Here is a 23,031-nt window from a genome sequence, read left to right on the forward strand (position 1 = left end):
CCCGGCCTAGCCGAGCTTGCGGGCGAGCCACTCGGTGCGCGTGCGTCGTGCCGCGGCGGAAAGCCGCGCGCCGGGGAAGAGCGCGTCGAACCCGTGGAAGCCGCCCGCCCAGGCGTGCAGCTCGGCGTCGCCGCCCGCCGCCCAGATCCGGGTGGCGTAGTCGACGTCCTCGTCGCGGAACACCTCCGCGGTGCCGGTGTCGACGTACGTGGGAGGCAGGCCGGACAGGTCGTCGGCGAGAGCCGGTGACGCGTAACGGGAAACGTCCGTGCCGTCGCCGAGCACCGACCGCCAGCCGAACTCGTTCATCTCCCGCGTCCACACACCGGGCTCGCCGGAGTACTGCGCGCTGGACGTGGTGGCGTTGCGGTGGTCGAGCATCGGGCAGATCAGCACCTGGGCCGCGATCTCCGGACCGCCCAGGTCGCGTGCCATCAGCGTGACCCCGGCGGCCAGACCGCCGCCGGCGCTGATGCCCGCCACGACGATCTTCCCGATGCCGAGCGAGCCGGCGTTCTCGACCGTCCACTCCAGACCGCGGTAGCAGTCGTCGACCAGTGTCGTGCCGGTCGCCTCGGGTGCGAGCCGGTGCTCCACGGTGACCACGACGACGCCGAGCTCTTCGAGCCACTCCAGCGGGATGTCGATCTGCGAGAAGCGGTCGCCCATCACCATGCCGCCGCCGTGGATCCAGTAGACGCACGGCGCGAGCCCGTCGAGTTCCCTCGGACGGAACACGGTCAGCTTGATCTCGCCGAGGTCGACGTCGTGCCGTTCGGCGTCGGTCTTGTACGGCGGCGACGGCATCCGGCGGATCTGGTGGACCATCTCGAGGGTCAGCTCGGACGACAGCGGCATCTCCGCGAGGAGCGTGCGCAGCTCCGGGTCGAGGGCCGGGCGGGTCATCAGAACGCCGCCTTGCCGCCGACGGGCACCTCGTCGACGTACGTGGACTCGCCGGCGAGCAACGTCTGGAGCTTCGCGACGAGCGCCTGCGCCTCCTCGCTCGCGAAGAACGCGCTGTGCGCCTCGGCCGTCGTCCAGCCCTCGGTCACGTGGACGACGTCGGGATCGGCGGCCGAGCGGCCGACCAGGAAGACCACGCAGTCGTCGTTGGTCAGCGACGGCGCGTCGAGCAGGAACTCGATCACCTCGTCGCCCTTGCCTGGCCGTGCGGTCATGGTGGCGTGGAAGCCGTGCTCGACGCTCATCTGTTCCTACCTCTCGGACGGTGCCGCTGTTCTGGCGATGCACTCATTAGATCGGCTTGAACAGGAACTTTCCGAGATCGATGCTGGCGGGATCTTGCACAATCCTGCTTATCGGGTGCCCGACTGCCCGTTGGGGCAGCCAACTGTGTCCCTCGGGACGTCGCTGCGTCGATGGTTCGCGGTGCCGGGGGCACGCGATGGTGGACGACGTGATCCACGAGGTTGACGAGGCACTGCGTCGCCTGGTCCGCGACGAGGCGTTGCGCGGTTCGGACCTGGAGGTCGCGTTCGACGCGCCGACCAAGGACTGGGCGGCGCGGCGGAACGCGCCCACGGTCAACATCTACCTCTACGACATCCGCGAGGACATGCGGCGCCGCCAGCGCGGGCTGCTCAACGAGTACGACGCGCAGGGGCAGGTCGCGGCACGGCACCTGCCGCCGCGGCACATGAAGCTGTCCTACCTCGTCACGGCGTGGACGCAACGGCCGGAGGACGAACACCGGCTGCTCTCGGAGCTGCTCATGGGGTTCATCGGGTACGACGCCGTGCCACCGCGCCTGCTCGGCGGGTCGCTGGAGGAGCTCGCCCTGCCCGTGCCGATGACGATCGCGTTGCCGCCGCCGGAGGACCGGGCGTTCGCGGACGTGTGGAGCGCGCTGGGCGGTGAGCTGAAGCCGTCGCTGGACGTCGTGGTGTCGGCGCCGGTGTCGTCCGGGCGCAAGTTCACCGCCGGCCCGCCGGCCCGCGAAGGCGTCCAGCTGCACTCCGGCTCGGATCGCGTGCGGCACAACGTCACCGCCGACGGCGTGTCGATGCGCAGGGCGACGCCATGATCTTCGAGCGGATGGCGGGCCTGGAGCGGCGGATCCGGACGGCCGTGGCCGCGCGCAGGGCGACGGACCCGAACCCCGACGACCCGTTCCGCGGGCTCTACCTGTCGGACGAGGTCATCGAGGCGTTGCTGGACAACGGCAGGGAGCCGTTCGCGCCGTTCGCCGGGACCGCCGCGGACGGCCGGCTCGGACGGCTGGCCGCACGGGCACGACTGTCCGAACTGGACGTCGAGCTGCTGCTCGTGGCGGTGGCACCGGACGTGGACAGCAGGTTCGAGCAGTTCTACGGCTACCTCAACGACGACGTGACGCGCCGCAGGGCCACCATCGGGCTGGCGCTGCGACTGTGCGGGCTCGCCGAGGCCTCGCCGCAGGGGCGGTCCCGGCTCGACCAGGACAGTCCCCTGGTCCGGTGCGGGCTGGTCACCGTGGAGGACTTCGAACGACCACTGCTCAGCAGGTCGCTGCGGGTGCCGGACCGGGTGGGCGCGCACCTGCTGGGCGACGACAGACCGGACCCGTCGCTCACCGACTTCGTGACGCTGCCGGGGAATCCGGTGCGGATGCCGGGCGACGACCGGCTGGCGCGCGGCATCGACCGCGGCGTGCGGCTCGTCTACCTGCGCGAGCACCCCGGCGGTGGTGCGGCGGAACTGGCCGTGGCGGCGCTGGCGCGGGCGGGGTTCCCTGCGTTGCTGGTCGAGGCCGGACGCCTGGCGGACCCGCTGGCGGTGACGCGCGAGGCGTTGCTGAGGAGCGCGGGGATCGTCGTCGGGCCGGTCGACTCCCAGTTCGCGCTGGACCCGCTGCTGCACGACGAGATCCCGGTGATCGCCTACGGGCCGGGGGCGTGGGAGCCGCGCTGGACGCGGATGCCGCCCTTGCAGCACGACGCGGTGCAGGTGCCGTTCGACGTGCGGGTCGCGCTGTGGCGTTCGGAGCTCGACGGCAAGCTCGCGTCCGGCATCGACCCGGCCGAGGTGACCGCGCACTTCGTGCTGGGGCCCGCCCAGATCAGCAGGGCGGCGGACGCGGCCGCGGTCTCGGCGCTGGCCGACGACGGGCTGATCGACGTCACGCACCTGCGGGCGGGCGCGCGCAGCCAGAACGCCGGCGGCCTGCAACGGCTGGCGCGGCGCATCGAACCCGCGGTGTCGTGGCCGGACCTGGTGCTGCCCGCGCCCGTCACGGCGTTGCTGCACGAGCTGGCTGCCAGGGCGAAGCACCGCGACCGCGTGATCGACGAGTGGCGCATGCGGCCCGGTGGCGGGCGCGGGCGTGGCGTGACGGCGTTGTTCGCGGGCGACTCGGGGACGGGCAAGACGATGTCCGCCGAGGTGATCGCCGCTTCGCTCGGACTCGACCTCTACACGGTCAACCTCGCCACCGTGGTGGACAAGTACGTCGGGGAGACCGAGAAGAACCTGGAACGGATCTTCGTCGAGGCGGCCGGGGTGAACGGTGTGCTGCTGTTCGACGAGGCCGACGCTATCTTCGGCAAGCGGTCGGAGGTCCGCGACGCGCACGACCGGTACGCGAACATCGAGAGCGCGTACCTGTTGCAGCGCATGGAGTCGTTCGACGGCATCGCGGTGCTGGCCACGAACCTGCGCGCGAACCTCGACGACGCGTTCACCCGCCGCCTCGACGTGATCGTGGACTTCCCGTTGCCCGACGCGGACCTGAGACGCGGGCTGTGGGACCGCTGCCTCGGCTCCTCGGTGCCGCGATCGTCCGATGTGGACCTCGACTTCCTCGCGGTGTCGTTCGAGCTGGCGGGCGGGCACATCCGGTCGGCGGCGGTGACGGCGGCCTACCTCGCGGCCGCGGCGGGCCGCGTCGTCGGCATGGCCGAGCTGATCGGCGCCGTCGCGCGCGAGTACCGCAAGCTCGGCCGGCTGGTCGGGCAGCGCGAGTTCGGCCGGTACTTCGACCTGGCCACGGAGAGAGAAGGTTGTGATGCGCGGGCACGAACATGAGCACGAGACGTCGATGCGCCCCAAGGGCGACCGCCTTCCGCAGGAGGACACCGACCTGATGGGCCGTGCGGCCGCGGCCGGCCGTCCCGACGTGCTCGGAGCCTCCGGCATGCTCGGCCTGCAACGCGCCGTGGGCAACGCGGGCGTCACCGACGTCGTCTCGTCCGGTGGGTCGCCGTTGGACGCGGGCGTCCGCGAGGACATGGAAGGCCGTTTCGGGCAGGACTTCTCCGACGTCCGGGTGCACACCGGGGCGGCGGCGCACGACTCGGCCAAGTCGGTGAACGCGCAGGCCTACACCGTCGGGTCGAGCATCGTGTTCCAGCGCGACAAGTACGACCCCTCGTCGGACTCCGGCAAGCACATGCTGGCGCACGAGCTGACGCACGTGGTGCAGCAGCGGTCCGGACCCGTTGACGGCAGCGACAACGGCAGCGGTGTCAAGGTCAGCGACCCGTCCGACCGCTTCGAGCGCGAGGCCGTGGCCAACGCCGACCGGGTCATGTCCGCGCCCGCCGCTCCCGTTCAGCGCTGCGAGGACCACGGCGGTCACGACGGTGAGGCGTCCGTGCAGCGCGAGGAAGCGCCTGAGGAGGAGGAAACCGCGCAGACGTTCGTCCAGCGCGCCGAGGAGGAGGAGGAAGCTCCCGCCGAGTAGTCCTCAGCTGACCGGCGCCGGAGAGCTCGCCTCGGGAACCAGGACCGCGGGGGCGCCGGTGCCGTCGGCGGGAACGGACCACACGTCGTTGAGGCCGTCGTCGCGCTGGATGCCGTACGCGACGGTCCTGTCGTCGACCCAGGCGGGCTGATCGTCGACGCTGCGGGTCTCGGCCAGCTCGGTGATCTCGCGCGTGGCCAGGTCGAGCACGGAGACGCGCCAGCCCTTCTGCGGGTCGCCGCCTACCGCCTTCTTGTAGGCGATTCGGGTGCCGTCAGGGGACAGCGACGGGCACTCGACGTCGTCCAGGTCCGTCAGCGGGTGGATCTCGCGGGCCGCGAAGTCGCCCTCGAGCAGGTAGCGGTGGCCGCCGGCGGACATGGTGGCGTAGAAGCGGTTGTCGTCGGCGGTGAACGTGACGCCCCAGTAGTTCGTGTCGGCGGGCCTCTGCGGCATGCCCTCGACGGTGAACTCCTCCAGCGTCGTGACCAGCGCGCCGGTCTTCGTGTCGAGGATGCCCGTGCTCGTGGAGAACCCGTTGGCCGCGTAGGAGTGCCCGTCGACGAACAGGGTCCACGCCACCATCCGGCCGCTCGCCGACACCCGCGTGCGGTTCGGGAAGCCGGTCAACGGGACGGTGCGCAGTTCTTTGAGTTCACTGTTCAGCACGGCCAGTTCGCCGGCCTTCAACGCCCCCACCGGCCGCAGGCAGGAGATCGTGCCCGCGGCGGAGTACGCGCGGTCGCAACGCTGTTCGGTCACCTCGCGCGATCCGGCCGGGTCGGTGCGGGACACCGTGGAGAGCCTGCCGTTGCTCAGGACCATCAACCGCGGCCCGGCCCCGGCCGCGACCGACTGCGCGGCGTTGTCCGGTGTGGCGCCGGAGAGAGCGGTGTAGCCGACAGCGACGCCTCCGAGCAGAACGGCCGCGGTCAGGGTGATGAGCAGGCGGTTGTTCATCGGGTTTTCCGTCCCAGCAGTGCGGCGGTGGTGACCAGGGCGAGAACGACCGCGACGGCGGCGGTCCTGGTGGCGGCCTCGGGACTCCAGAACTGCCAGGCCAGGCCGAACAGCACGGACGAGCCGAGGTAGGCGAGCGCCTGCCCGCTCTGGATCAGCGCGATGCCGGTGGTGCGCAGGCGTTCCGGCAGCACCGGGCCCGCGAGCGCCATCAGCACGCCGTCCGTGCACGCGTAGAAGACGCCGTACAGCAGCACCACCAGCACGAGGAGCGGCCAGCCGCCCAGTGGTCCGAAGAGCAGCAGGTAGACCAGCGTCAACGCGCCGTAGCCGCACAGCATGACCTTCAGCCGGCCCACCCGGTCGGCGAGGGCACCCAGCGGTGCGGCGAGCAGCAGGTAGACCAGGCTCGTGCCGACGGCGAGCAGCGGGAACCAGCCGAACGACAGCCCTTCGCGCTTCTGCAGCAACAGGTACACGAACCCGTCGCCGATCGTGACCAGGCCGAGCAGCGACGCGGCCAGCACGATCTTGCGGACGGCCGGGCGCTTCAGCAGCGCGAGCTTCAGGGATTCCCTGCGCTCCAGCGGTTCTGGCCGGTCCTTGACGTACAGGACCAGGACCAGCACGCCGAACGCGGCGATGCAGGAGCTGGTGACGAACACCGCGTCGAACGACTGCGCCGAGGCCGCGAGAACGGCCATCGCGACCAACGGCCCGGCGAACGCGCCGATGCCGTCCATCGCCCGGTGCACGCCGAACGCCCTGCCCAGGTCATCGCTGGGCGTGGAGAGGGTGATCAGTGCGTCGCGCGGTGCCGTGCGCAGACCCTTGCCCGCGCGGTCCGCCGTGATCACGAATCCGAGCGCGGTCAGGGAGTTGCCCGCGGCCAGCAGCCCGAGCTTGGCCACGGCCGAGATGCCGTAACCGAGGCCCGCCACCGCCTTGCGCTTGTCGGTCCGGTCGGCGAGGTAGCCGCCCGCGAGTCTGAGCAGGGTCGTGGCGCCGGTGTAGACGCCGTCGATCAGCCCGTACGCGGCCGGGCTGAGCTGGAGGCCGATGACCAGGTACAGCGGCAGGACCGCGGCCACCATCTCCGACGAGACGTCGGTGATCAGGCTGACCGTGCCGAGCGCGAAGACGTTGCCGCTCAGCCCCTTCCAGTTCGCCGTCCTGGGTTTGTCGATCGTGGACAGGTACAACGTCGGCCTCCAGCCCGGTCGTGGCGTGGCAGGAACGTCAGTGGCAGCTGGTGGTGCCGCTGTCGGTGTAGGTCTTGCCCGCCTCGGGGACGAACTGCCAGTCGAAGCTGCCGCTGTGCAGCGTCAGCTTCAGCACGCCGCGGGTGCCGGTGTTGCGCGCCTCGCTGTTCGGCTTGATCGTGCCGAAGCCGTAGGCCCCCGCGCCGCCCATGCCCGCGACGAACGACCGGATGCCGCGCGCGGTGTCCAGCCCGCCGTTGGGGTTCTGCGGGGCGAACCGCTCGTACTGGTGGTTGTGGCCGGTGACGACCACGTCCGCGTTGTAGTCGTACAGCGCCTGGAACAACGGCCTGGTGGCCGTCGAGGGCGCGTGGTTGGCGCCGCTGGTGAACAGCGGGTGGTGCCAGTACGCCGCGGTGCACGTCTTCGTGCTCGCCGCCAGGTCCTGCCGCAGCCACTGCTCCTGAGCGCCGCCCGCCGCCATGCTGATGTTGGAGTTCAGCGACACGACGTGCCAGTCGCCGATGTCGTAGGAGTAGTACCCGCGCCCCGACGGCCCGGCCTGCGCGCCGAAGTAGTTGTAGTACGGCGTGGCGCCGCTGGTGTTGTAGTCGTGGTTGCCGGGGGAGGGCCTGGTGCGCGCCTTGTGCCGGCCCCAGGTGGGCTCGTAGTAGGTGGAGAACTGCGAGGCGGTGCCGTCCGGGTAGACGTTGTCGCCCGTCGTCCAGACCGTGCCCTGGATGTTGTCCAGCAGCGCGGCCGTGGCGGTGTCACCGGAACCGGAGTCGGCGATGTCGCCCGCGCCGACCCACACCGGGTCGCTGGGCGGCTGCGTCGTGCCGTCGGTGACCACGAGCTGCGGCGCGGTCGTGCCGGACTCGCGGGAGTCGTAGTCGGCGCCGTCCGTGCTGCTGGACGTGATCGCGATGCTGTAGGTGCCGTTGCCCGTGACGGAGCCGGTGACGTCGACCTCGTACCAGGCGTTGCGCGCGACCGACCCGAGCGAGCCGAGCGTCGCGCCGTCGGCCGCGGGCTGGTTGTTCCAGGTGACGCCGGTCTCGGTCCAGCTGACGTCGGACGTGGACCGGAACGTGCCCCCGTTCGGGCTTTCCGAGCCGGACACGTCGTCGGTGTGGAGGCGCAGCTTGGCGTTGCTGACCGAGCCGCTGATCCCCGAGACGGTGAACTTGAGGAACGTCCGCTTGACCGGTGAGCCGTCGGTGCCCAGCTGCCCGGAGGTGCCGAAGTTCGTGCCGGTGGCGGAGTTGTCGACGTAGGTGTCGGCGGTGGGGGTGAACGTGGTCGTGGCCGCGTGAGCAGCCGTGGAGGCGGTGAGCGTGGCCGCCGTGACGATGACCGTGGAGAGCACGGCCAGGGGAGCCCTGCGACGTGACATGCCTGTCCTTGTTGTGGTGGGCGGACATGGGCCGTCGGCGAGAGTAGGGGCGCGGTGGTTCGGTCACCAATGATCGTTCGGCGGCAGTTGGGTGAACGGTCGGAAAACCCCTCTCCGGGGTGACTGCCCTTTCGGGCAGCCTCCGGCTCCCTCCAGCACCGTCGCGGGGTCGTGTCGGGTTCCCCGTGATCGTCGCAGCATGGGTCCCACAGCATTCCGCACGACTTGGGAGGCCGTCGATGCCCACCTATCTCTCGCCGGGCGTGTACGTCGAGGAGGTGGAGGCAGGTGCCCGCCCGATCGAGGGCGTCGGCACCTCCGTCGCCGCGTTCGTCGGCTTCGCGGCCAAGGGCGACTACAACACCCCGGTCCTCGTGTCGAACTGGTCGCAGTACACCGAGAAGTTCGGCGACTTCGCCGAGGGCTGCTACCTGCCTCTGGCCGTCTACGGCTACTTCCTCAACGGCGGCACCAACTGCTACGTCGTGCGCGTCGGCGGCGAGCGTTCCACGCAGGCCCTGCCCGCCGGTCCGACGGCCGTGCTGGGCGGCTACCGCGTCTCCGCGCGCGAGCTGGGCGCCGGGAGCCTGGCCGTCGAGGTCGGCGACGCCGCGGGGGAGAACCCGACGGAGGACCGCTTCTCGTTGCTGGTCAAGGACAACGGCAAGGTCGTCGAGACGCACCAGGTGACCTCCAAGCGCGGCAAGGAGAACGTCGTCACCGTCGTGAACACGGCGTCGAAGCTGATCACGATCGCGGAGGTCGCGGGCGCGTCGCTCGCCAAGCCGGACAAGACCTCGGTGGCGTTGCGCGAGGCTCCCGCCTCGCCGCCCGTGCCGCGCAAGGTCGTCGCCGACGACTACGTCGGCGACGTCGCCGACCGCACGGGCTTCGGCGGCCTGGAGGCCGTGGACGAGGTCACCATGGTGTCGGTGCCCGACCTGATGAGCTCCTACCAGCGCGGCCTGATCACGCTGGAGGCCGTGAAGACCGTGCAGGCGGCGATGATCGCGCACTGCGAGCTCATGGGCGACCGCATGGCGATCCTCGACCCGCCGCCGGACCTGTCGCCGGGCCAGGTGAGGAACTGGAAGCAGGCCGAGGCGGGCTACGACTCGAAGTACGCGACCCTGTACTACCCGTGGATCAAGGTCTACGACCCGTCCACTTCGGACAACATCTTCGTGCCGCCGTCGGGCCACATGGCCGGTGTCTGGGCGCGCACCGACGCCGCCCGCGGCGTGCACAAGGCCCCCGCGAACGAGACCGTGCGCGGAGCCGTGGCGTTGCAGACGCAGCTGACCAAGGCCGAGCAGGAGCTGCTGAACCCGATCGGCGTCAACTGCATCCGTTCGTTCACCGGCAGGGGCATCCGCGTGTGGGGAGCGCGGACGCTGTCCTCCGACCCGGCGTGGCGCTACCTGAACGTCCGGCGGCTCTTCAACTACCTCGAAGAGTCCATTCTGGACGGAACGCAGTGGGTCGTCTTCGAACCGAACGACGACGCCCTGTGGGCCCGCATCCGACGCACCATCGCCGCGTTCCTGGTGATGGAGTGGCGAAAGGGCGCCCTGTTCGGGCTGACGCCCGACGAGGCGTTCTACGTCAAGTGCGACCGCGAGACCAACCCGGCGGAGGCCATCGACCTCGGCCAGGTCGTGTGCGAGATCGGCGTGGCGCCGGTGAAGCCCGCGGAGTTCGTCATCTTCCGGCTCGCCCAGATGCAGGGCGGCACCAGTCTGGTCAACGAGTAAAGGCGGTTCGTCGACATGGCACTCCCCGATCTGGACACGTCGGTAGGCCACTCGTTCGGCCTGGAGGTCGACGGCATCACGATCAAGCAGATCTCCGAGGTGACCGGCCTGAAGATGGAGCAGGACGTCATCGAGCTCAAGCAGAACATGGCCGACGGCAAGTACGTCGTGAAGAAGCTGCCCGGCCGCATGAAGGCGGGCGAGGTCGTCTTCACCCGCGGCCTGACCGCCGACAACTCGTTCGAGAAGTGGGTGAAGGACTCCCGCTTCGGCAAGATGGGCGCCGCCCGCAAGAACGGCGTGGTCGTCGTCTACGACTACGAGGGCGTGGCCATCAAGCGCTACAAGATCCTGCGCGCCTGGCCCAAGGCGCTGGAGATCGGCACCCTCAAGGCCGGCGACACCTCCGTGCTGACCGAGAAGCTCACGGTCACCTACGAGGAGATGGACGTCGAGTGAGGCGCACCGCTGCGGCTCCGGAGATGCGCACCGAGTTCGCGTTCGAGCTCCCACGAGGCTACGTCGACGACTCCGGCGTCCTGCACCGCTCGGGGGTGATGAGGCTCGCGACGGCCCGCGACGAGCTGATCCCGTTGCGGGACGACAGGGTCCGCGAGAACGCCGCCTACCTGACCGTCGTGCTGCTGGGTCGCGTGGTGGTGAGCATCGGCTCGGTGACCGACGTGCACGCGGGCATCATCGAGAACCTGTTCGCGTCGGACCTCGCTTTCCTGCAGGACATGTACCGCCGCATCAACAGCGAGGGCCACACGCGTTCACCCGTCGCATGCCCTTCGTGCGGGCACGGGTTCGAGGTCGACATCGCGGGCGGGCGCCTGGGGGAATCGTGACGTACGCGCCGGACCGGCTGTACTCGGAGGTCGCGTACGTCGCCTACCACTTCCACTGGTCGCTCGACTCGATCCTGGACCTGGAACACGGGGAGCGGTCGCGGTACGTGGAGGAGATCGGCCGGATCAACACGCGGATCTCGGCGTCGTCCGGTTCTGGTTCCAGGTCTGGGTTCGGTTCTGGTCTCGGTTCGGGGAGGTGAGTTGCTTTGTGGCCCTTTCGACGGCGTTCCGCTCCGCTTCCCGTGGTGCGGGCCGACTGGCGGTCCTTGCCGCCCCTGCAACGCCTCGTCGCACCGCACCCGCTGACCAACCCGGTGTCGGGCTTCTCGTCGCGGCTCGCCTCGTGGCAGAACCCGTCGTTCCTGGCCCCGCTGGCCCACGCGGTGGGGCCGTCCGAGCCTTCTGGCTCGATCTCGGACCTGGCGGCACCTTCCGCTCCTCCGGGCGGCCCGGTGGTGTCGCGGGCCGTGGCTCCTGGGCGGATCGTGCTGTCGCGCGCCGTCGAGGCTTCCCGGGGTGGGGCGGAGGTCGTCCGGCCGGCTTCTACCGCACCGGACCCGGTAGCCGCGGTCTCGTCGCCGGACCCGGTGGTTGTTGCTGGGGCGCCGGACCCGGTTGCCGCGGTCGCGCCGCCGGACGCGGTGGCCGACGTCGCTGTGTCGGCCCCGGTGGTTGCTGCTGCGATGCCGGACGCGGTGGCTGCGGTCGCGCCGCCGGACCCGGTGGCCGACGCCGCTGTGTCGGCCCCAGTGGCTGCCGCTGCGCCGCCGGACCCGGTGGTTGCTGCTGAGGCGCCGGACCCGGTGGTTCCACAGGTGGTTTCGCCGCACCCCGTGCTTCTGCAGAGGATGGTGTCGGACTCGGTAGCCGCCGCGGTGGTGCCCACCCCAGCGGTCACCACTACGCCGCCCGACCCGGTAACTGCCGCTGTGGCACCGGAACCGGGGGTTCCAGAGGCGGTCTCGTCCGATCCCGCCGCGGAGGCGGTTCCGCCGGGCCCTGTACTTCTGCAGAGAATGGCGTCGGAGCCGGTTGAGCCTGACGTCGCCGTGCCGAGCCGGGTCGCGCCCGATCCGGAGGTCGAGAAAGCGGCCGCGCCGGGCCGGGTGGCGTCTGAACCGGTGTCGCCCGGCCCGGTGGTTCAGAAAGCAGCCGTGCCGAACCGAGTGGTGCCCAACCCGGCGGCGCCCAGCTCGGTGGTTCAGAAAGTGGCCGCCCCCAGTCCGGTGGTGCCTCGACCGGTGCTGCCCAGCCCGGCGACGCCCGTCCCGACGATGCCGAACACGGTGGCACCCGAACCGGCGACGTCAGAAGTCGCCGCGCCTGACCCGGTGGCGCCGGACGCACCCTCGCCGGAGCCGGTGGACCTGTGGTCGGAGGCCCCGCTCGTGGGCGGGGCGACGGTGCCGGGGGATCCACCTCCTCCGGCACCACCGCCGTCGCCGATGGCGGTGCAACGGTCGGTGTCCGGTGACTCACCCGGGCCCGCGCCGAGGCCTCGGAGGCTTGGGCTCGGCGAGCCGATCTCGCCCGTGCTGCAGCGCACGGCTGAACCCGGCGTCGCGGCTGCGACGACTGCGTCTGCGGCCCCTGTCGGACCCGTGGTGCAGCGGCATGCACAGCCTGCTGTTCCGCCGACCGGATCTACTGCGGCTGTCGTGCAGCGGCATGCACAGCCCGCTGTCCCGCCGACGGCTCCGTTGACTGGATCCGCGCCGGTCGTCGTGCAGAGGGAGGTGGAGTCCAGCAAACCGTCGGCGGCTTCGCCGACAGTCCCAGGCATACCGGCGATCGAAGAGGCGAACGCTCCGCTGACCGGGGCCGTCGAGCCCGTCGTGCGGCAAGCCTCCGAACCTGGTCCCCTCCAGCCACCTCAGGGTGCCCGGCCGAGCGCGGCGCCGATCCCGGGATCCCCCCAGCGGCTCGCGGTTCTGGATGTCGGCGGGGATCAACCCGCTGTGCGACAGCCCGCCGAGGCGCCTGGGCCGGCGTTCACCAAGGCGGACTTCGCCGAGCCCGTCGCCCAGCGCCTGATCGGGTCCGCACCGCCGATCCTCTCCGCGGCACCCAGCGCGAAGACGGTCGAACCCGCGGCCCAACGGGCCCCCGCACCCCGCACGCTGCCGGTCCCCGAGCAACCGCCAGCCGTCCAGCAACTACAGACCCTCCAACAACAGCCACCTCCCCGACAACTGCCCGTCGTCGCCCGCACCGCCGAGCCCGCCCAGCCCGAACGCGCACCGGACCCGGTGGTGCGGCAGGAAGTCGTGCAACGGGTCGAAGCGGCACCGGTGGTCCAGAACGCCGAAGCGCCCGCGGGTCCGGCGCCGGCGCAGAGTGCCGACGAGTTGCTCCGGAAGCTGTACGACCCCTTGCTGCGCCGGCTCAAGGCCGATCTGTGGCTCGACCGCGAGCGTCGTGGGGCGCTCACCGACCTGTGAGGACATGCCATGACCGCACCAGAGGAAGCCGTCGCCGTCTGCTTCAGCGTGTCGGTGGACAAGGACGACCTCGGGTCCTTCAACAGCTGCGAGGGGCTCGGGTGCGAGTTCGTCATCGAGCAGCGCGAAGAGGGCGGCAACAACGGGATGGTGTGGCAGCTGCCCACGCGCATCAAGTACCCCAACGTGAAGCTCAGCAGGCCGGTCACCAGCGACAGCCAGAAGATCACCAGCTGGATCGCCGGGATGGCGGCGGGGGTCAAGCGCAGGACCGCGGTCATCGAGGCCAGGACGCTCGAGGGGAGGACCATCGCCAGCTGGTCGCTGTCGGAGGTGGTCCCGGTGCGGTGGACGGGGCCGCAGCTCAGCGCCGAGCAGACCAAGGTCGCCACCGAGACGCTCGAGCTGGCGCACCACGGGTTCCTGGACGCGCGATGACCGTCACGTTCACGAGCGCCGGGTCGGCGACCACGTCCAAGAAGATGGAGCACGCCACCCTCACGGTGCACGAGCCGCCGAAGCCGGGCGGGTTGCAGAAGCCGGGCCCGCAGATCGACGAGATCAAGTTCCAGTTCAACCCCAAGGAGCTGACGCTCGCCAAGAACGCCCAGTGGCAGCGGCAGGCCCAGCCCAACGCGGCCAAGGCGGGCGTGCCGGAGTTCAAGGGGGCCGAACCCGCCAAGCTCACGCTGGAGATCTTCCTCGACTCCACCGACACCATGGGCGACGCGACCATCAAGAAGGTCGAGCAGCTCTTCACCCTCACGGTGCCCACGAAGGACTCCCGCCAGAACGGCAAGGGCAGCCCGCCGTGGGTCATCTTCAAGTGGGGCACCACCACGGGGTTCCCGAGCTACGTCTCCAGCGTCACGGCCAAGTACACGCTCTTCACGCCCGGCGGCATGCCGGTCAGGGCCCTCTGCACGGTCAACCTCGAAGAGGTCAGCGGCGAGCCCGGCGGCCAGAACCCGACCAGTGGCGCGCTGGCCGCACGGGACGCGCACACGCTCACGGCGGGCGACAGCCTGCAAAGCCTGGCGTACAAGGCCTACGGCAACCCGGAGCTGTGGCGGCACATCGCCGCGGCCAACGACATCGACGACCCGATGCGGCTCCGGCTCGGCACGACCGTCCTCGTCCCGGCGTTGGAGGAGATCCAGCATGGCTAACGAGAGCTTCGCCAACAACCTCGTCGTCGAGGTCGGGGGAAAGCCGTTGCCCGCGGACGTCAAGCTGCTGCTCACCTACGCCTACGTCGACGACAGCCGCAACCTGCCGGACATGTTCGTGCTGCGGTTCCGCGACCCCGGCCACGTCGTGCTCGCCAAGGCCGGCTTCACGATCGGCGCGAAGGCCGCGCTCAAGGTGCAGACCGCCGACCCCGGCGGGCCGAGGCCGTTGATGAGCGGGGAGATCACGGCGGTCGGCGTCGAGCTGGACGGGCAGGGGACGTTCACCGAGGTCCGGGGGTACGACGAGGCGCACAGGCTGTTCCGCGGCAGGCGGGTCGCCGTCTACCCGAACATGACGGTCGCCGACGTCGTCCGCAAGGTCGCCGAGCGCGCGGGCATCAAGCCGGGGGCGATCGACACCGTCCCCGGCTTCGGCGGCAGGCCCGACACGCAGCTCAGCCAGGACAACGTCAGCGACTGGGAGTTCCTGAGCCGCCTCGCGCGGACCGTCGGCGCGCAGATCGCGGTGAGGGACGGCAAGCTCGACTTCAAGCTGCCCGAACCACCCGCGAAGGCGCCGCAGCAGGGCGCCAAGGCCAGGTCGAACCCGCTCGTCCTCGAGCTGCACAGCACGCTCGTCGCGCTCAGGGCGGGCATCACGACCGCGGGTCAGGTGCCGGAGGTGCAGGTCAGGGGCTGGGACTTCGAGAACAAGCAGGAGGTCGTCGCCACAGCCGTCCCCCACACCGCCGGAGTCGAGGTCGCCCAGGCCGATCCCGTCGAGCTGGCGAACACGTTCAAGGCACCGCCCCACCTCGAAGCCGGCCTGTCCTACCGGACGCACGCGGAGGCCAAGACCGCGGCGGAGGCGCTCGCGGCGCAGCTCGGCGGCTCCTGCGCCGAGCTCACCGGCGTGGCGAAGGGGAACCCGGAGCTCAAGGCGGGCACAGCGGTGGCGCTGGCCAACGTCGGTGAGCCGTTCCAGGGCAAGTACACGCTCACCAGCACACGCCACCTGTTCGCAGAACACACCGGCTACACCACGGAGTTCACCGTCTCCGGCAGGCAGGAGCGCTCGCTCTACGGGCTCGTGCACAGCACGAAGGACAAGCCGCTCAACGGACTCGTGCCCGCCATCGTCACGAACGCCAAGGACCCGTTGCAGATCGGCCGCGTCCAGGTCAGGTTCCCCTGGCTGTCGGGAGATCTCACCAGCGTCTGGGCCCGCACCGTCCAGCAGGGCGCCGGTGCGAACCGCGGCGCGGTGGTCCTGCCCGAGGTCGGCGACGAGGTGCTGGTCGGGTTCGAGCACGGCGACTTCGACGCCCCCTATGTGCTCGGCGGCCTCCACAACGGCAAGGACAAACCGCCGAAGCTCGGCAAACCGGCGGTCGACGGCGCCAACGGCGAGATCGCGGCACGTGGGTTCGTGAGCCGCAAGGGGCACCGGGTCGAGTTCGTCGAGGACGACGGGATCCTGATCTCCAGCGGTGACGGGAAGTTCGTCGTCAAGCTCGACCAGAAGGCGCAGAGCGTCGAGATCACCAGCGGCAGGACCATCACGGTCAAGGCGCGCAACGGCATCACCGTCGACGCGGGCACGGGTCCGCTGGAGCTCAAGGGCCAGAAGGTGTCCGTGAAGGCGCAGACCGAGCTCACGGCGGAGGGTGCCCAGGTCAAGATCGCCGGTCAGGCGCAGACGGAGGTCACGGCCGGCGGCCCCCTCACCGTCAGGGGCGCCATCGTGAAGATCAACTGAGGGGGAACGCGATGCCACCCGCGGCCAGAATCGGCGACCTGACAGCGCATCCCGGTGTCATCACGGGACCCGGCGTGCTCACCGTGCTCATCGGCGGCAAGCCGGCCGCAACCGTCGGGGACCTGCACACGTGCTCGTTCCCGCCACCCGCCGTGCACCCGCCGACGCCGATCGTCCCGCCGGGCTGCCCGACCGTGCTGATCGGCGGCAAGCCCGCGGCACGCGTCGGCGACATGAGCGGCTGCGGCGCGCCGATCCTGCCGCCCGGCGCTCTGACCGTCCTGATAGGAGGGTGACCGGTGGACTTCATCGGCAGGGGAATCAGCTTCCCGGTCCGCACCGACGCGACGGGGTCGGTGGCGCTCGTCGACGGCGACCGCGAGATCGTCGAGAGCATCCGGCTGATCCTCGCGACCGCGCCGGGGGAACGCCCGATGCGGCCCGAGTTCGGCTGCGCGATCCACGACCTGGTGTTCGCGCCCGCCGACTCCACGACAGCGGGGCAGATCGCCTACGAGGTGCGGCAGTCGCTGGAGCGGTGGGAACCGCGCGTCGACCTCACCGACGTGGTCGTCGACTTCGCCGAGGTCGCGAACGGCACGTTGCTGATCGACATCCGCTACACCCCGCGCAACACGAACGACCCGCGCAACCTCGTCTTCCCGTTCTACGTCATACCGCCGCACGAGGACGGTGCGTGATGCCGCTTCCCCTGCCGAACCTGGACGACCGGCACTTCCAGCAGCTCGTCGACGAGGCCAAGCGCCGCGTCCAGCAGCGCTGTCCCGAGTGGACGGACCACAACGTCTCCGACCCCGGCGTCACGCTGATCGAGGCGTTCGCGCACATGGTCGACGAGCTGATGTACAGGCTCAACCGCGTGCCGAGGCTGCACTACCTCAAGTTCCTCGACCTGATCGGCGTGGAGCTGTTCGCCCCGACCGCCGCACGCGTGGACGTCACCTACTGGCTCTCCGCCCCGCAACCGGCTCCCGTCGAGGTGCCGCGGGGCAACCAGGTCGCGACCCAGCGCAAGGGCGTCGAGGACCCCGTCGTCTTCACGGTCGACCGCACGTTGTCGATCGTGCCCTGCGAGCTCTCCCGCCTGGCCACGGCGACGTCGACCGGCCAGCCGGTGGACCGCACCGACGACCTCAGGGCGCTGAAGGAGCCGTCCGCGTTCGGCGAGCAGCCGGAACCGGGCGACGCCGTGCTGTTCGGCCTGTCCGGCGCGGTGCCCGGTTGCGCGGTGCTGTTCCGCTTCGACTGCGACCCGATGGGCTCCGGCATCAACCCCGCCGACCCGCCGTGGGCGTGGGAGGCGTGGACGGACGAGGGCTGGACGGCCTGCGAGGTCGACAGCTTCACCAACGGCGGCTTCAACTCCGCGGGCGACGTCGTCGTGCACGTCCCGCGGGGCCACACCACGTCCGTGCTGGTCAGGCAACGCGCGGGCTGGCTGCGGTGCCGCGCGGCGGAACTGTGGCAGGGCCAGCCGTTCTACCAGCGCTCGCCGCGCATCCGCGACGTCACCGCGGCCACGATCGGCGGCACCACCGAGGCCGTGCACGCCGACGTGGTCAGGGGCGAGACCGTCGGCGTCTCGGAAGGCGTCGCGGGTCAACGCTTCCCGCTGGCCCGCACCCCGGTCGTCGCCGGAGCGCCCCTGACCGTGGAGGTCGCGACCACCGACGGCTGGGACACCTGGACCGAGGTGCCCGCCTTCGTCGAGTCGGGCCCCGGCGACCGGCACTTCCTGGTGGACAACACCGAGGGCCAGATCCTCTTCGGCCCGGCGGTCCGTCAACAGGACGGAACCCTTCGCCACTACGGCGCTGTACCGGCGAAGTCGGCGGCCATCCGCGTGCCCGAGTACCGCACGGGCGGGGGCACCAGGGGCAACGTCGCCCGCAACCTCGTGACGGTGCAACGGGACCCGGTGCCGTTCGTCAGCGACGTGACGAACCGCAAGCCTGGCCGGGGTGGCGTCGCGGGCGAGTCGGTCGAGGACGCGGCCCTGCGCGGCCCGATGTCGCTGCGGACCCGCGACCGCGCCGTGACGGCGGAGGACTACGAGATCCTCGCGCGGGAGGCCGCGCCCGAGGTGGCACGCGTGCGGTGCGCGCCGGACGACGACGGCGTGCGCGTGCTGGTCGTCCCGGCCGTTCCGGCGCACGAGGAACCGAACTTCGCGGCCTTCCAGGTCGACCAGGAGACCCTCGAACGGATCGCGCGCCACCTCGACGCACGCAGGTGCGTCGGGGCGCGGGTGAGCGTCGAACCGCCGTTCTACCAGGGAGTCACGGTGGTGGCGGACCTGAAGGCGCGCACCGGCACGCCGTCGGAAGCGGTGCGCGCACGGGCGATGGACGCGCTGAGCGACTACCTCGACCCGATCCGCGGCGGTGCGGAGGGCGGCGGGTGGCCGTTCGGCCGGCCGGTGCACTCGGGCGAGGTGTACGCGGTGCTGCAACGGATCGCGGGAGTGGAGCTGGTGGAGGACGTGAAGCTGTTCGCGGCGAACCTGGTGACGGGGGAGCGCGGGCAGTCGGTGCAGCGGGTGGACCTGCCGCCGAACGGGCTGGCCTTCTCGTTCGGGCACCAGGTGCGGGTGGTGAGGAGCTGAGATGCGCAGCGCCGTCGACGACCTCGTCTCCCCGCACCCCCTGGGCGAGCGCATGCCCGCCGTCTACACCGACGACGACTTCACCCAGCGCTTCACCCAGGCCCTCGACGAGGTGCTGGCGCCGGTCTTCACCGTCCTCGACTGCTTCACCGCCTACCTCGACCCCCGCCTCGCCCCGGCGGACTTCACCGACTGGCTGGCGGGCTGGGTGGCGCTCGACCTCGACGAGAGCTGGTCCACCGCCCAACGCCGCGAGCTCGTCGCCCGTGCCGTGCACCTGCACCGGTTCCGCGGCACGAAGAAGGGCATCGCGGAGCACGTCCTGCTCCTCACCGGTGGCCGGGTCGACGTCGTGGACAGCGGCGGCACGGCCACCTCCTCCAGCGCGCGGGGGTCCATGCCGGGCAGCTCGCCGGGCCACGTGCTGGTCCGGATCCGGGTGGAGGACCCGGACGCCGTGGACAGGGCCCGGATCACCGCGGCGGTGCGCCGGATGGTGCCCGCCCACGTCGCCACGACCATCGAGGTGACCACATGATCGTCTGTCAGAGCTGCGGGGAGCACAACGCCCGGAACGCCGAGTTCTGCGGCAACTGCGGCGACTTCCTCGAGTGGACCGGTGCGCAGGTCCAGACCGGGGCGGTGCGGCCGGACGCCACCCAGCAGCAGCAGGCACAGCACCGTCCACAACAGACACTGAGGCGTCAGCCGCAGCCCGGTGACCTGATCTGCGGGCAGTGCGGCTCCGGCAACCCGGACACGCGGCGTTTCTGCAACGTCTGCGGCCATTCGCTGCAGGACGCGGTGAAGCAGGAACAGCCCTGGTGGAAGCGGTGGCTGCCGGCGAAGGGCCCGAAGATCAGGGAGCACGGCAGCCGTCCGCGCCGCGCCAGGAGAGTGCGGCAGGGCGTCGGCAGGGCGATCCGCTGGACACTGGCCGTCGTCCTGCTGGTGTTCGCCGCGCTGTACGCGTTCTCGCAACCCTTCCGCACCACCGTGAACGCGCGGGTGGTCGAGGCCAAGGACACGGTCGCCTCCATCTTCGTCGAGGACTGGGTGCCCGTGCGGCAGAGCTCGATCTCGGCCGCGCAGGAACGTCCCGACCACCCGGCGGGCCTCGCGATGGACAACGACAAGGGCACCTTCTGGGCCGCCCCGACCGACCCGAGGACCGCGGCGCTCACGATCCGGTTCGACCACGTCACGGACCTGCGCCGGATGATCGTCCACAGCGGCGACCCGAAGAAGTACCTGGGCTCCCAACGGCCCCAGCGCCTCACGCTGGTGTTCGACACCGGCAAGACCCACGACATCACGCTGACCGACCAGCCGGACCAGCAGGAGCACGCCGTCGCGAACGGCGACGGCGTCCAGCAGGTCCAGGTGCTCATCGCGGGCGTCTACCCGTCCGCGGAGAGCACCGACACGGTGATCAGCGAGATCGAGCTGTTCGAGAAGCAGGTGAGATGATCGTGCGCGCACTTCCGTTGCTGCTGGTGGCACTGCTCGCGATGCCGGTTCCCGCCTCGCACGCCCAACCGCCGGCACCCGAGCCGTTCGACATCGGCTTCACCAGCGGCGACGACGTCTTCAAGGCCGACAGCAACGGGAACGCGCGCACCAACCTCACGAACGACCCGCGCGACCAGTACGACCCGGCGTTCTCGTTCGACGGCACCAGGCTCGCCTACGTCGACGACGACCACGTCATGATCGCCGACGCCGACGGCGGCAACCCCAGGCGCCTCAACGCCGAACCCCTCAGGCAGTCGCAACCGGCGTGGTCACCGGACGGCACGACGATCGCGGTCGTCACCTGGATCCCCGACGGCGAGAGCCACCACTCCGTCGTGCGGCTCCACCGGGTCGCCGACGGTGTGCGAACAGGGGAGATCCCGGTCCCGGAGCACCTCGTCGCCGACGACGCGCAGCCGGACTGGTCGCCGGACGGCAGGACCATCGCGATCACGCGCCGGTCCAGCACGATCACCGTGCCGGCACCCCAGATCACCGAGCAGGAGACCGACCGCCCCGCGCGCGCCGCCAGCACGTTCGACGTCGGCCAGGTCGTCCACACGCCGCACGTCCCGCCGAAGCCGGACGTCGTGGTCCTCATCGACATCAGCGGCTCGATGAGCGAGGAGCTCGCCGGCGTCAAGAAGACGCTGGACGACATCATCGAGGACATCGGCACCCTCCAGCCGGAGACCCGGTTCGGCATCGCGTCCTACGCCGGACCGGAGAACACCGGCCGCACCTTCACCGTCCACCGCGCGCTCACGAAGGAGGTCGGCAACTGGCAGAACGAGGTGAACATCATCACCGGCGCGGGTTCCACGGAGGTGTGGGCGCACGCGCTGATCCAGACCGCCACGGGCGCGTTCGACTTCCGGCCCGACTCCAGCCGCGTCGTCGTGGTCATCGGCGACGAGGGCACGGCGGAGGGGCTCATGCCCGGCGGGACCGACACCGTCCCGAACGCCATCGCGGCGTTGCGGGCCGAGAACATCCGGTTCGTCGGCATCGACAGCGGCGGGCTGAACCAGTTCGGGCAGGCCGACCGGTTCGTCGCCGCCACGAACGGATCGCTGCAGACCTACGACCAGACCAAGCCGGACGAGATCAGCACCGCGATCCTCGCGGGCATCAAGGACCTCGACGTCAAGGTCACCCCGGTTCCGCGGTGCGACAACGGACTCGGCATCGCCCTCACCCCGGCCGAGTCGGTCGTCCCGAGCGGTCAGGACGCCACGTTCACCGAGAGGGTCACGGTCTCACCGGACGCCGTTCCCGGCAGCACCCTGCGCTGCACCGTCGAGTTCCGGCTCAACAACGAGGAGCAGGCCCGCCCCGGCTACGTCCAGGACGTCGAGATCAAGGTCGCCGACGCCGTGACACCCCTGGTGCGCGTCGACGACGTGACCGCGCGGGCCCAGGACGGCACCGGCGCGACGATCACCTACCGGGCGAGCGCGGCGGACAGCCGGAACCGTCCGCTCACCCCGGTCTGCACGCCGCCGTCCGGCACGAGGTTCCCGATCGGCGTCACCACCGTGACCTGCACGGCGACGGACGCGCTGGGCACCACCGGCACCGACACCGCCGTCGTCACGATCACCGCGGCGGACACCGGCGGCCCCGGGATCTGGCTCGTCACACCGGACGGGACGAGCCAGGTCGACCTGTCCGCGCGCTTCGGCGAACCGTGCCGCAACCGCCGCAACGAGGACCCGGCCTGGTCGCCGGACGGCAAGCGCCTCGCCGTCACGCAGGACGGTCACATCTGCGAGGTCGGCGCCGACGGCTCCGGCGTGCGCGTGCTCGTCCAGAGCACCGAGGACGTGGTCCGCCCGAGGAGCGCGGCCTGGCTGCCGGACGGCAGCGGGATCGTCTTCACGGCCTCGGCCTCCGAGTCGCCACCGGAGCTGTGGACGGCCCGCGGCGGCGCCCCGCAGCTCTACGCCGGCAATGCCGCTCAGCCGACGGTGCGACGACTTCCGCGACTCACCGTGAGCACCACCGCCACACCCGCCGAGGTCCCGTTCAACGGCGAGACGACGATCGAGGTCACCGTCGCGAACACGGGGTTCGCCCCCTCACCGGCCGTGCTCACCGTCACCCTCCCGCCGGGGCTGGACGGCGGACCGGCGGGAACCGACCTCGGCCCGATCGCGCCGGGCGAAAGGAAGGTCGTGAGCGGTGAGGCCACCGGTGTCACGGCGGGGGAGCACGTGGTGACGGCCGCGGTCGGCGCGATCACCTCGCGTGTCACGGTGAAGGTCCTGGAACGAACCGGGTCGTTGTCGCTCAAGCTGTCCGCGAGCCCGCAGCCGTCGTTCGTCGGCGGTGACGACGTGGTCGTGAAGTTCGCGCTGTTCAACAGCTCCGGCTCGACGCTCACCGACGTCCGGGTGATCGCGTCGGCGTTCGGCTGCGTGCCGGAGTGCCCGGTCGGCACGCTCGGTCCCGACGGTGACGCGGAGGTCGAGCTCAGGATCCCGGCGACCGGGGCCGTCGACCGCGAACTGGCCGGCGTCGTGGTCGCCACCGGCCCGGACGAGGACTCGCAGGACAACGTGTCCACCACCCGGATCGTCGTCAAGCAGCCGACGCTGTCCGTCGACCAGCCTGCGGGACCGCTCGGCGGCGTGGTCTCGGTGCAGGGCAAGGACTTCCCGCCCGG

22 protein-coding genes and 1 pseudogene are annotated in these 23,031 nt (G+C 71.0%); 17 read left to right on the top strand and 6 right to left on the bottom strand.

Annotated features, from left to right (window positions below; translation table 11 throughout):
* Positions 1–6 precede the first annotated feature (6 nt).
* Both VM306_RS39015 and VM306_RS39020 read right to left on the bottom strand, forming a co-directional pair.
* Positions 7–906 carry an alpha/beta hydrolase gene (locus tag VM306_RS39015; protein ID WP_325524168.1) on the bottom strand — a complete coding sequence of 300 codons (900 nt, stop codon included), beginning with the start codon at positions 904–906 and terminating at the stop codon, positions 7–9.
* Entirely contained in the window at positions 906–1,211 is a 306-nt protein-coding gene (locus tag VM306_RS39020; protein ID WP_325524170.1) for a putative quinol monooxygenase, read from the bottom strand. Before VM306_RS39020 ends, VM306_RS39015 begins: the two co-directional genes overlap by 1 nt.
* Positions 1,212–1,420: 209 nt before the next feature.
* On the opposite strand from VM306_RS39020, the gene VM306_RS39025 reads away from it, so the two are divergent.
* Genes VM306_RS39025 through VM306_RS39035 form a run of 3 tightly spaced genes read left to right on the top strand, consistent with a single transcriptional unit; the run spans position 1,421 to position 4,684 of the window.
* Positions 1,421–2,047 carry a DUF4255 domain-containing protein gene (locus tag VM306_RS39025; protein WP_325524172.1) on the top strand — a complete coding sequence of 209 codons (627 nt, stop codon included), beginning with the start codon at positions 1,421–1,423 and terminating at the stop codon, positions 2,045–2,047.
* Complete coding sequence (locus VM306_RS39030; RefSeq protein ID WP_325524174.1) at positions 2,044–4,026, top strand: ATP-binding protein; 1,983 nt, start codon at positions 2,044–2,046, stop codon at positions 4,024–4,026. Before VM306_RS39025 ends, VM306_RS39030 begins: the two co-directional genes overlap by 4 nt.
* Positions 4,007–4,684, top strand: coding sequence for a DUF4157 domain-containing protein (locus tag VM306_RS39035; RefSeq protein ID WP_325524176.1), 678 nt, complete (start codon positions 4,007–4,009; stop codon positions 4,682–4,684). Before VM306_RS39030 ends, VM306_RS39035 begins: the two co-directional genes overlap by 20 nt.
* 3 nt (positions 4,685–4,687) lie before the next feature.
* Here VM306_RS39035 and VM306_RS39040 read toward each other — a convergent pair whose 3' ends face one another.
* From VM306_RS39040 to VM306_RS39050, 3 genes are read right to left on the bottom strand one after another with little or no spacing between them, the layout of a single operon-like run.
* A complete protein-coding gene (locus VM306_RS39040; protein WP_325524178.1) occupies positions 4,688–5,644 on the bottom strand; it encodes a hypothetical protein in 957 nt (318 codons plus the stop codon).
* Positions 5,641–6,846, bottom strand: a complete 1,206-nt coding sequence (locus VM306_RS39045; RefSeq protein WP_325524180.1) for an MFS transporter — start codon at positions 6,844–6,846, stop codon at positions 5,641–5,643. The genes VM306_RS39040 and VM306_RS39045 overlap by 4 nt, the downstream gene beginning before the upstream one ends.
* Before the next feature lie 37 nt (positions 6,847–6,883).
* Positions 6,884–8,242, bottom strand: a complete 1,359-nt coding sequence (locus VM306_RS39050) for a DUF7594 domain-containing protein (protein WP_325524182.1) — start codon at positions 8,240–8,242, stop codon at positions 6,884–6,886.
* A gap of 239 nt (positions 8,243–8,481) precedes the next feature.
* Here VM306_RS39050 and VM306_RS39055 point away from each other — a divergent pair, with 239 nt between their 5' ends.
* The 4 genes and pseudogenes from VM306_RS39055 to VM306_RS39070 form a co-directional block, all read left to right on the top strand.
* The gene (locus tag VM306_RS39055; RefSeq protein ID WP_325524184.1) at positions 8,482–9,996 is read left to right on the top strand and encodes a phage tail sheath family protein; all 1,515 of its coding nucleotides are present in this window, start codon (positions 8,482–8,484) and stop codon (positions 9,994–9,996) included.
* A gap of 15 nt (positions 9,997–10,011) precedes the next feature.
* Positions 10,012–10,455 carry a phage tail protein gene (locus VM306_RS39060; RefSeq protein WP_325524186.1) on the top strand — a complete coding sequence of 148 codons (444 nt, stop codon included), beginning with the start codon at positions 10,012–10,014 and terminating at the stop codon, positions 10,453–10,455.
* A gap of 23 nt (positions 10,456–10,478) precedes the next feature.
* Complete coding sequence (locus VM306_RS39065; RefSeq protein ID WP_325524210.1) at positions 10,479–10,847, top strand: hypothetical protein; 369 nt, start codon at positions 10,479–10,481, stop codon at positions 10,845–10,847.
* A pseudogene (locus VM306_RS39070) lies at positions 10,844–10,990 on the top strand (DUF6760 family protein); the annotation flags it as partial. The gene VM306_RS39065 and the pseudogene VM306_RS39070, both read left to right, overlap by 4 nt.
* A gap of 1,061 nt (positions 10,991–12,051) precedes the next feature.
* Here VM306_RS39070 and VM306_RS39075 read toward each other — a convergent pair.
* Positions 12,052–12,396 (bottom strand): hypothetical protein, encoded by a 345-nt coding sequence (locus VM306_RS39075; RefSeq protein ID WP_325524188.1) that lies wholly within the window; start codon positions 12,394–12,396, stop codon positions 12,052–12,054.
* A 412-nt stretch (positions 12,397–12,808) separates the two neighbouring features.
* Here VM306_RS39075 and VM306_RS39080 point away from each other — a divergent pair, with 412 nt between their 5' ends.
* The 10 genes from VM306_RS39080 to VM306_RS39125 all read left to right on the top strand — a co-directional run.
* On the top strand, positions 12,809–13,291 hold the full coding sequence (locus tag VM306_RS39080) for a hypothetical protein (RefSeq protein ID WP_325524190.1): 483 nt from the start codon (positions 12,809–12,811) through the stop codon (positions 13,289–13,291).
* Between the two features lie 9 nt (positions 13,292–13,300).
* Positions 13,301–13,729, top strand: a complete 429-nt coding sequence (locus tag VM306_RS39085) for a phage tail protein (protein ID WP_325524192.1) — start codon at positions 13,301–13,303, stop codon at positions 13,727–13,729.
* Entirely contained in the window at positions 13,726–14,460 is a 735-nt protein-coding gene (locus VM306_RS39090; protein WP_325524195.1) for a peptidase M23, read from the top strand. Before VM306_RS39085 ends, VM306_RS39090 begins: the two co-directional genes overlap by 4 nt.
* Positions 14,453–16,222: a VgrG-related protein gene (locus VM306_RS39095; RefSeq protein ID WP_325524197.1), complete on the top strand. Its 1,770-nt coding sequence runs from the start codon at positions 14,453–14,455 to the stop codon at positions 16,220–16,222. The genes VM306_RS39090 and VM306_RS39095 overlap by 8 nt, the downstream gene beginning before the upstream one ends.
* Positions 16,223–16,233: 11 nt before the next feature.
* Positions 16,234–16,518: a PAAR domain-containing protein gene (locus VM306_RS39100; protein ID WP_325524199.1), complete on the top strand. Its 285-nt coding sequence runs from the start codon at positions 16,234–16,236 to the stop codon at positions 16,516–16,518.
* A 3-nt stretch (positions 16,519–16,521) separates the two neighbouring features.
* Complete coding sequence (locus VM306_RS39105) at positions 16,522–16,923, top strand: GPW/gp25 family protein (RefSeq protein WP_325524201.1); 402 nt, start codon at positions 16,522–16,524, stop codon at positions 16,921–16,923.
* On the top strand, positions 16,923–18,848 hold the full coding sequence (locus VM306_RS39110) for a putative baseplate assembly protein (RefSeq protein ID WP_325524212.1): 1,926 nt from the start codon (positions 16,923–16,925) through the stop codon (positions 18,846–18,848). Before VM306_RS39105 ends, VM306_RS39110 begins: the two co-directional genes overlap by 1 nt.
* A gap of 1 nt (position 18,849) precedes the next feature.
* On the top strand, positions 18,850–19,386 hold the full coding sequence (locus VM306_RS39115) for a phage tail protein (RefSeq protein WP_325524203.1): 537 nt from the start codon (positions 18,850–18,852) through the stop codon (positions 19,384–19,386).
* The gene (locus tag VM306_RS39120; protein ID WP_325524205.1) at positions 19,383–20,318 is read left to right on the top strand and encodes a zinc ribbon domain-containing protein; all 936 of its coding nucleotides are present in this window, start codon (positions 19,383–19,385) and stop codon (positions 20,316–20,318) included. The genes VM306_RS39115 and VM306_RS39120 overlap by 4 nt, the downstream gene beginning before the upstream one ends.
* Positions 20,315–23,031 (top strand): VWA domain-containing protein (locus VM306_RS39125; RefSeq protein ID WP_325524207.1); only part of this gene is annotated, 2,717 nt, incomplete at its 3' end. The genes VM306_RS39120 and VM306_RS39125, both read left to right, overlap by 4 nt.

Origin of the sequence: Lentzea sp., from assembly GCF_035525475.1 — a bacterium.
Taxonomy (GTDB): domain Bacteria; phylum Actinomycetota; class Actinomycetes; order Mycobacteriales; family Pseudonocardiaceae; genus Lentzea.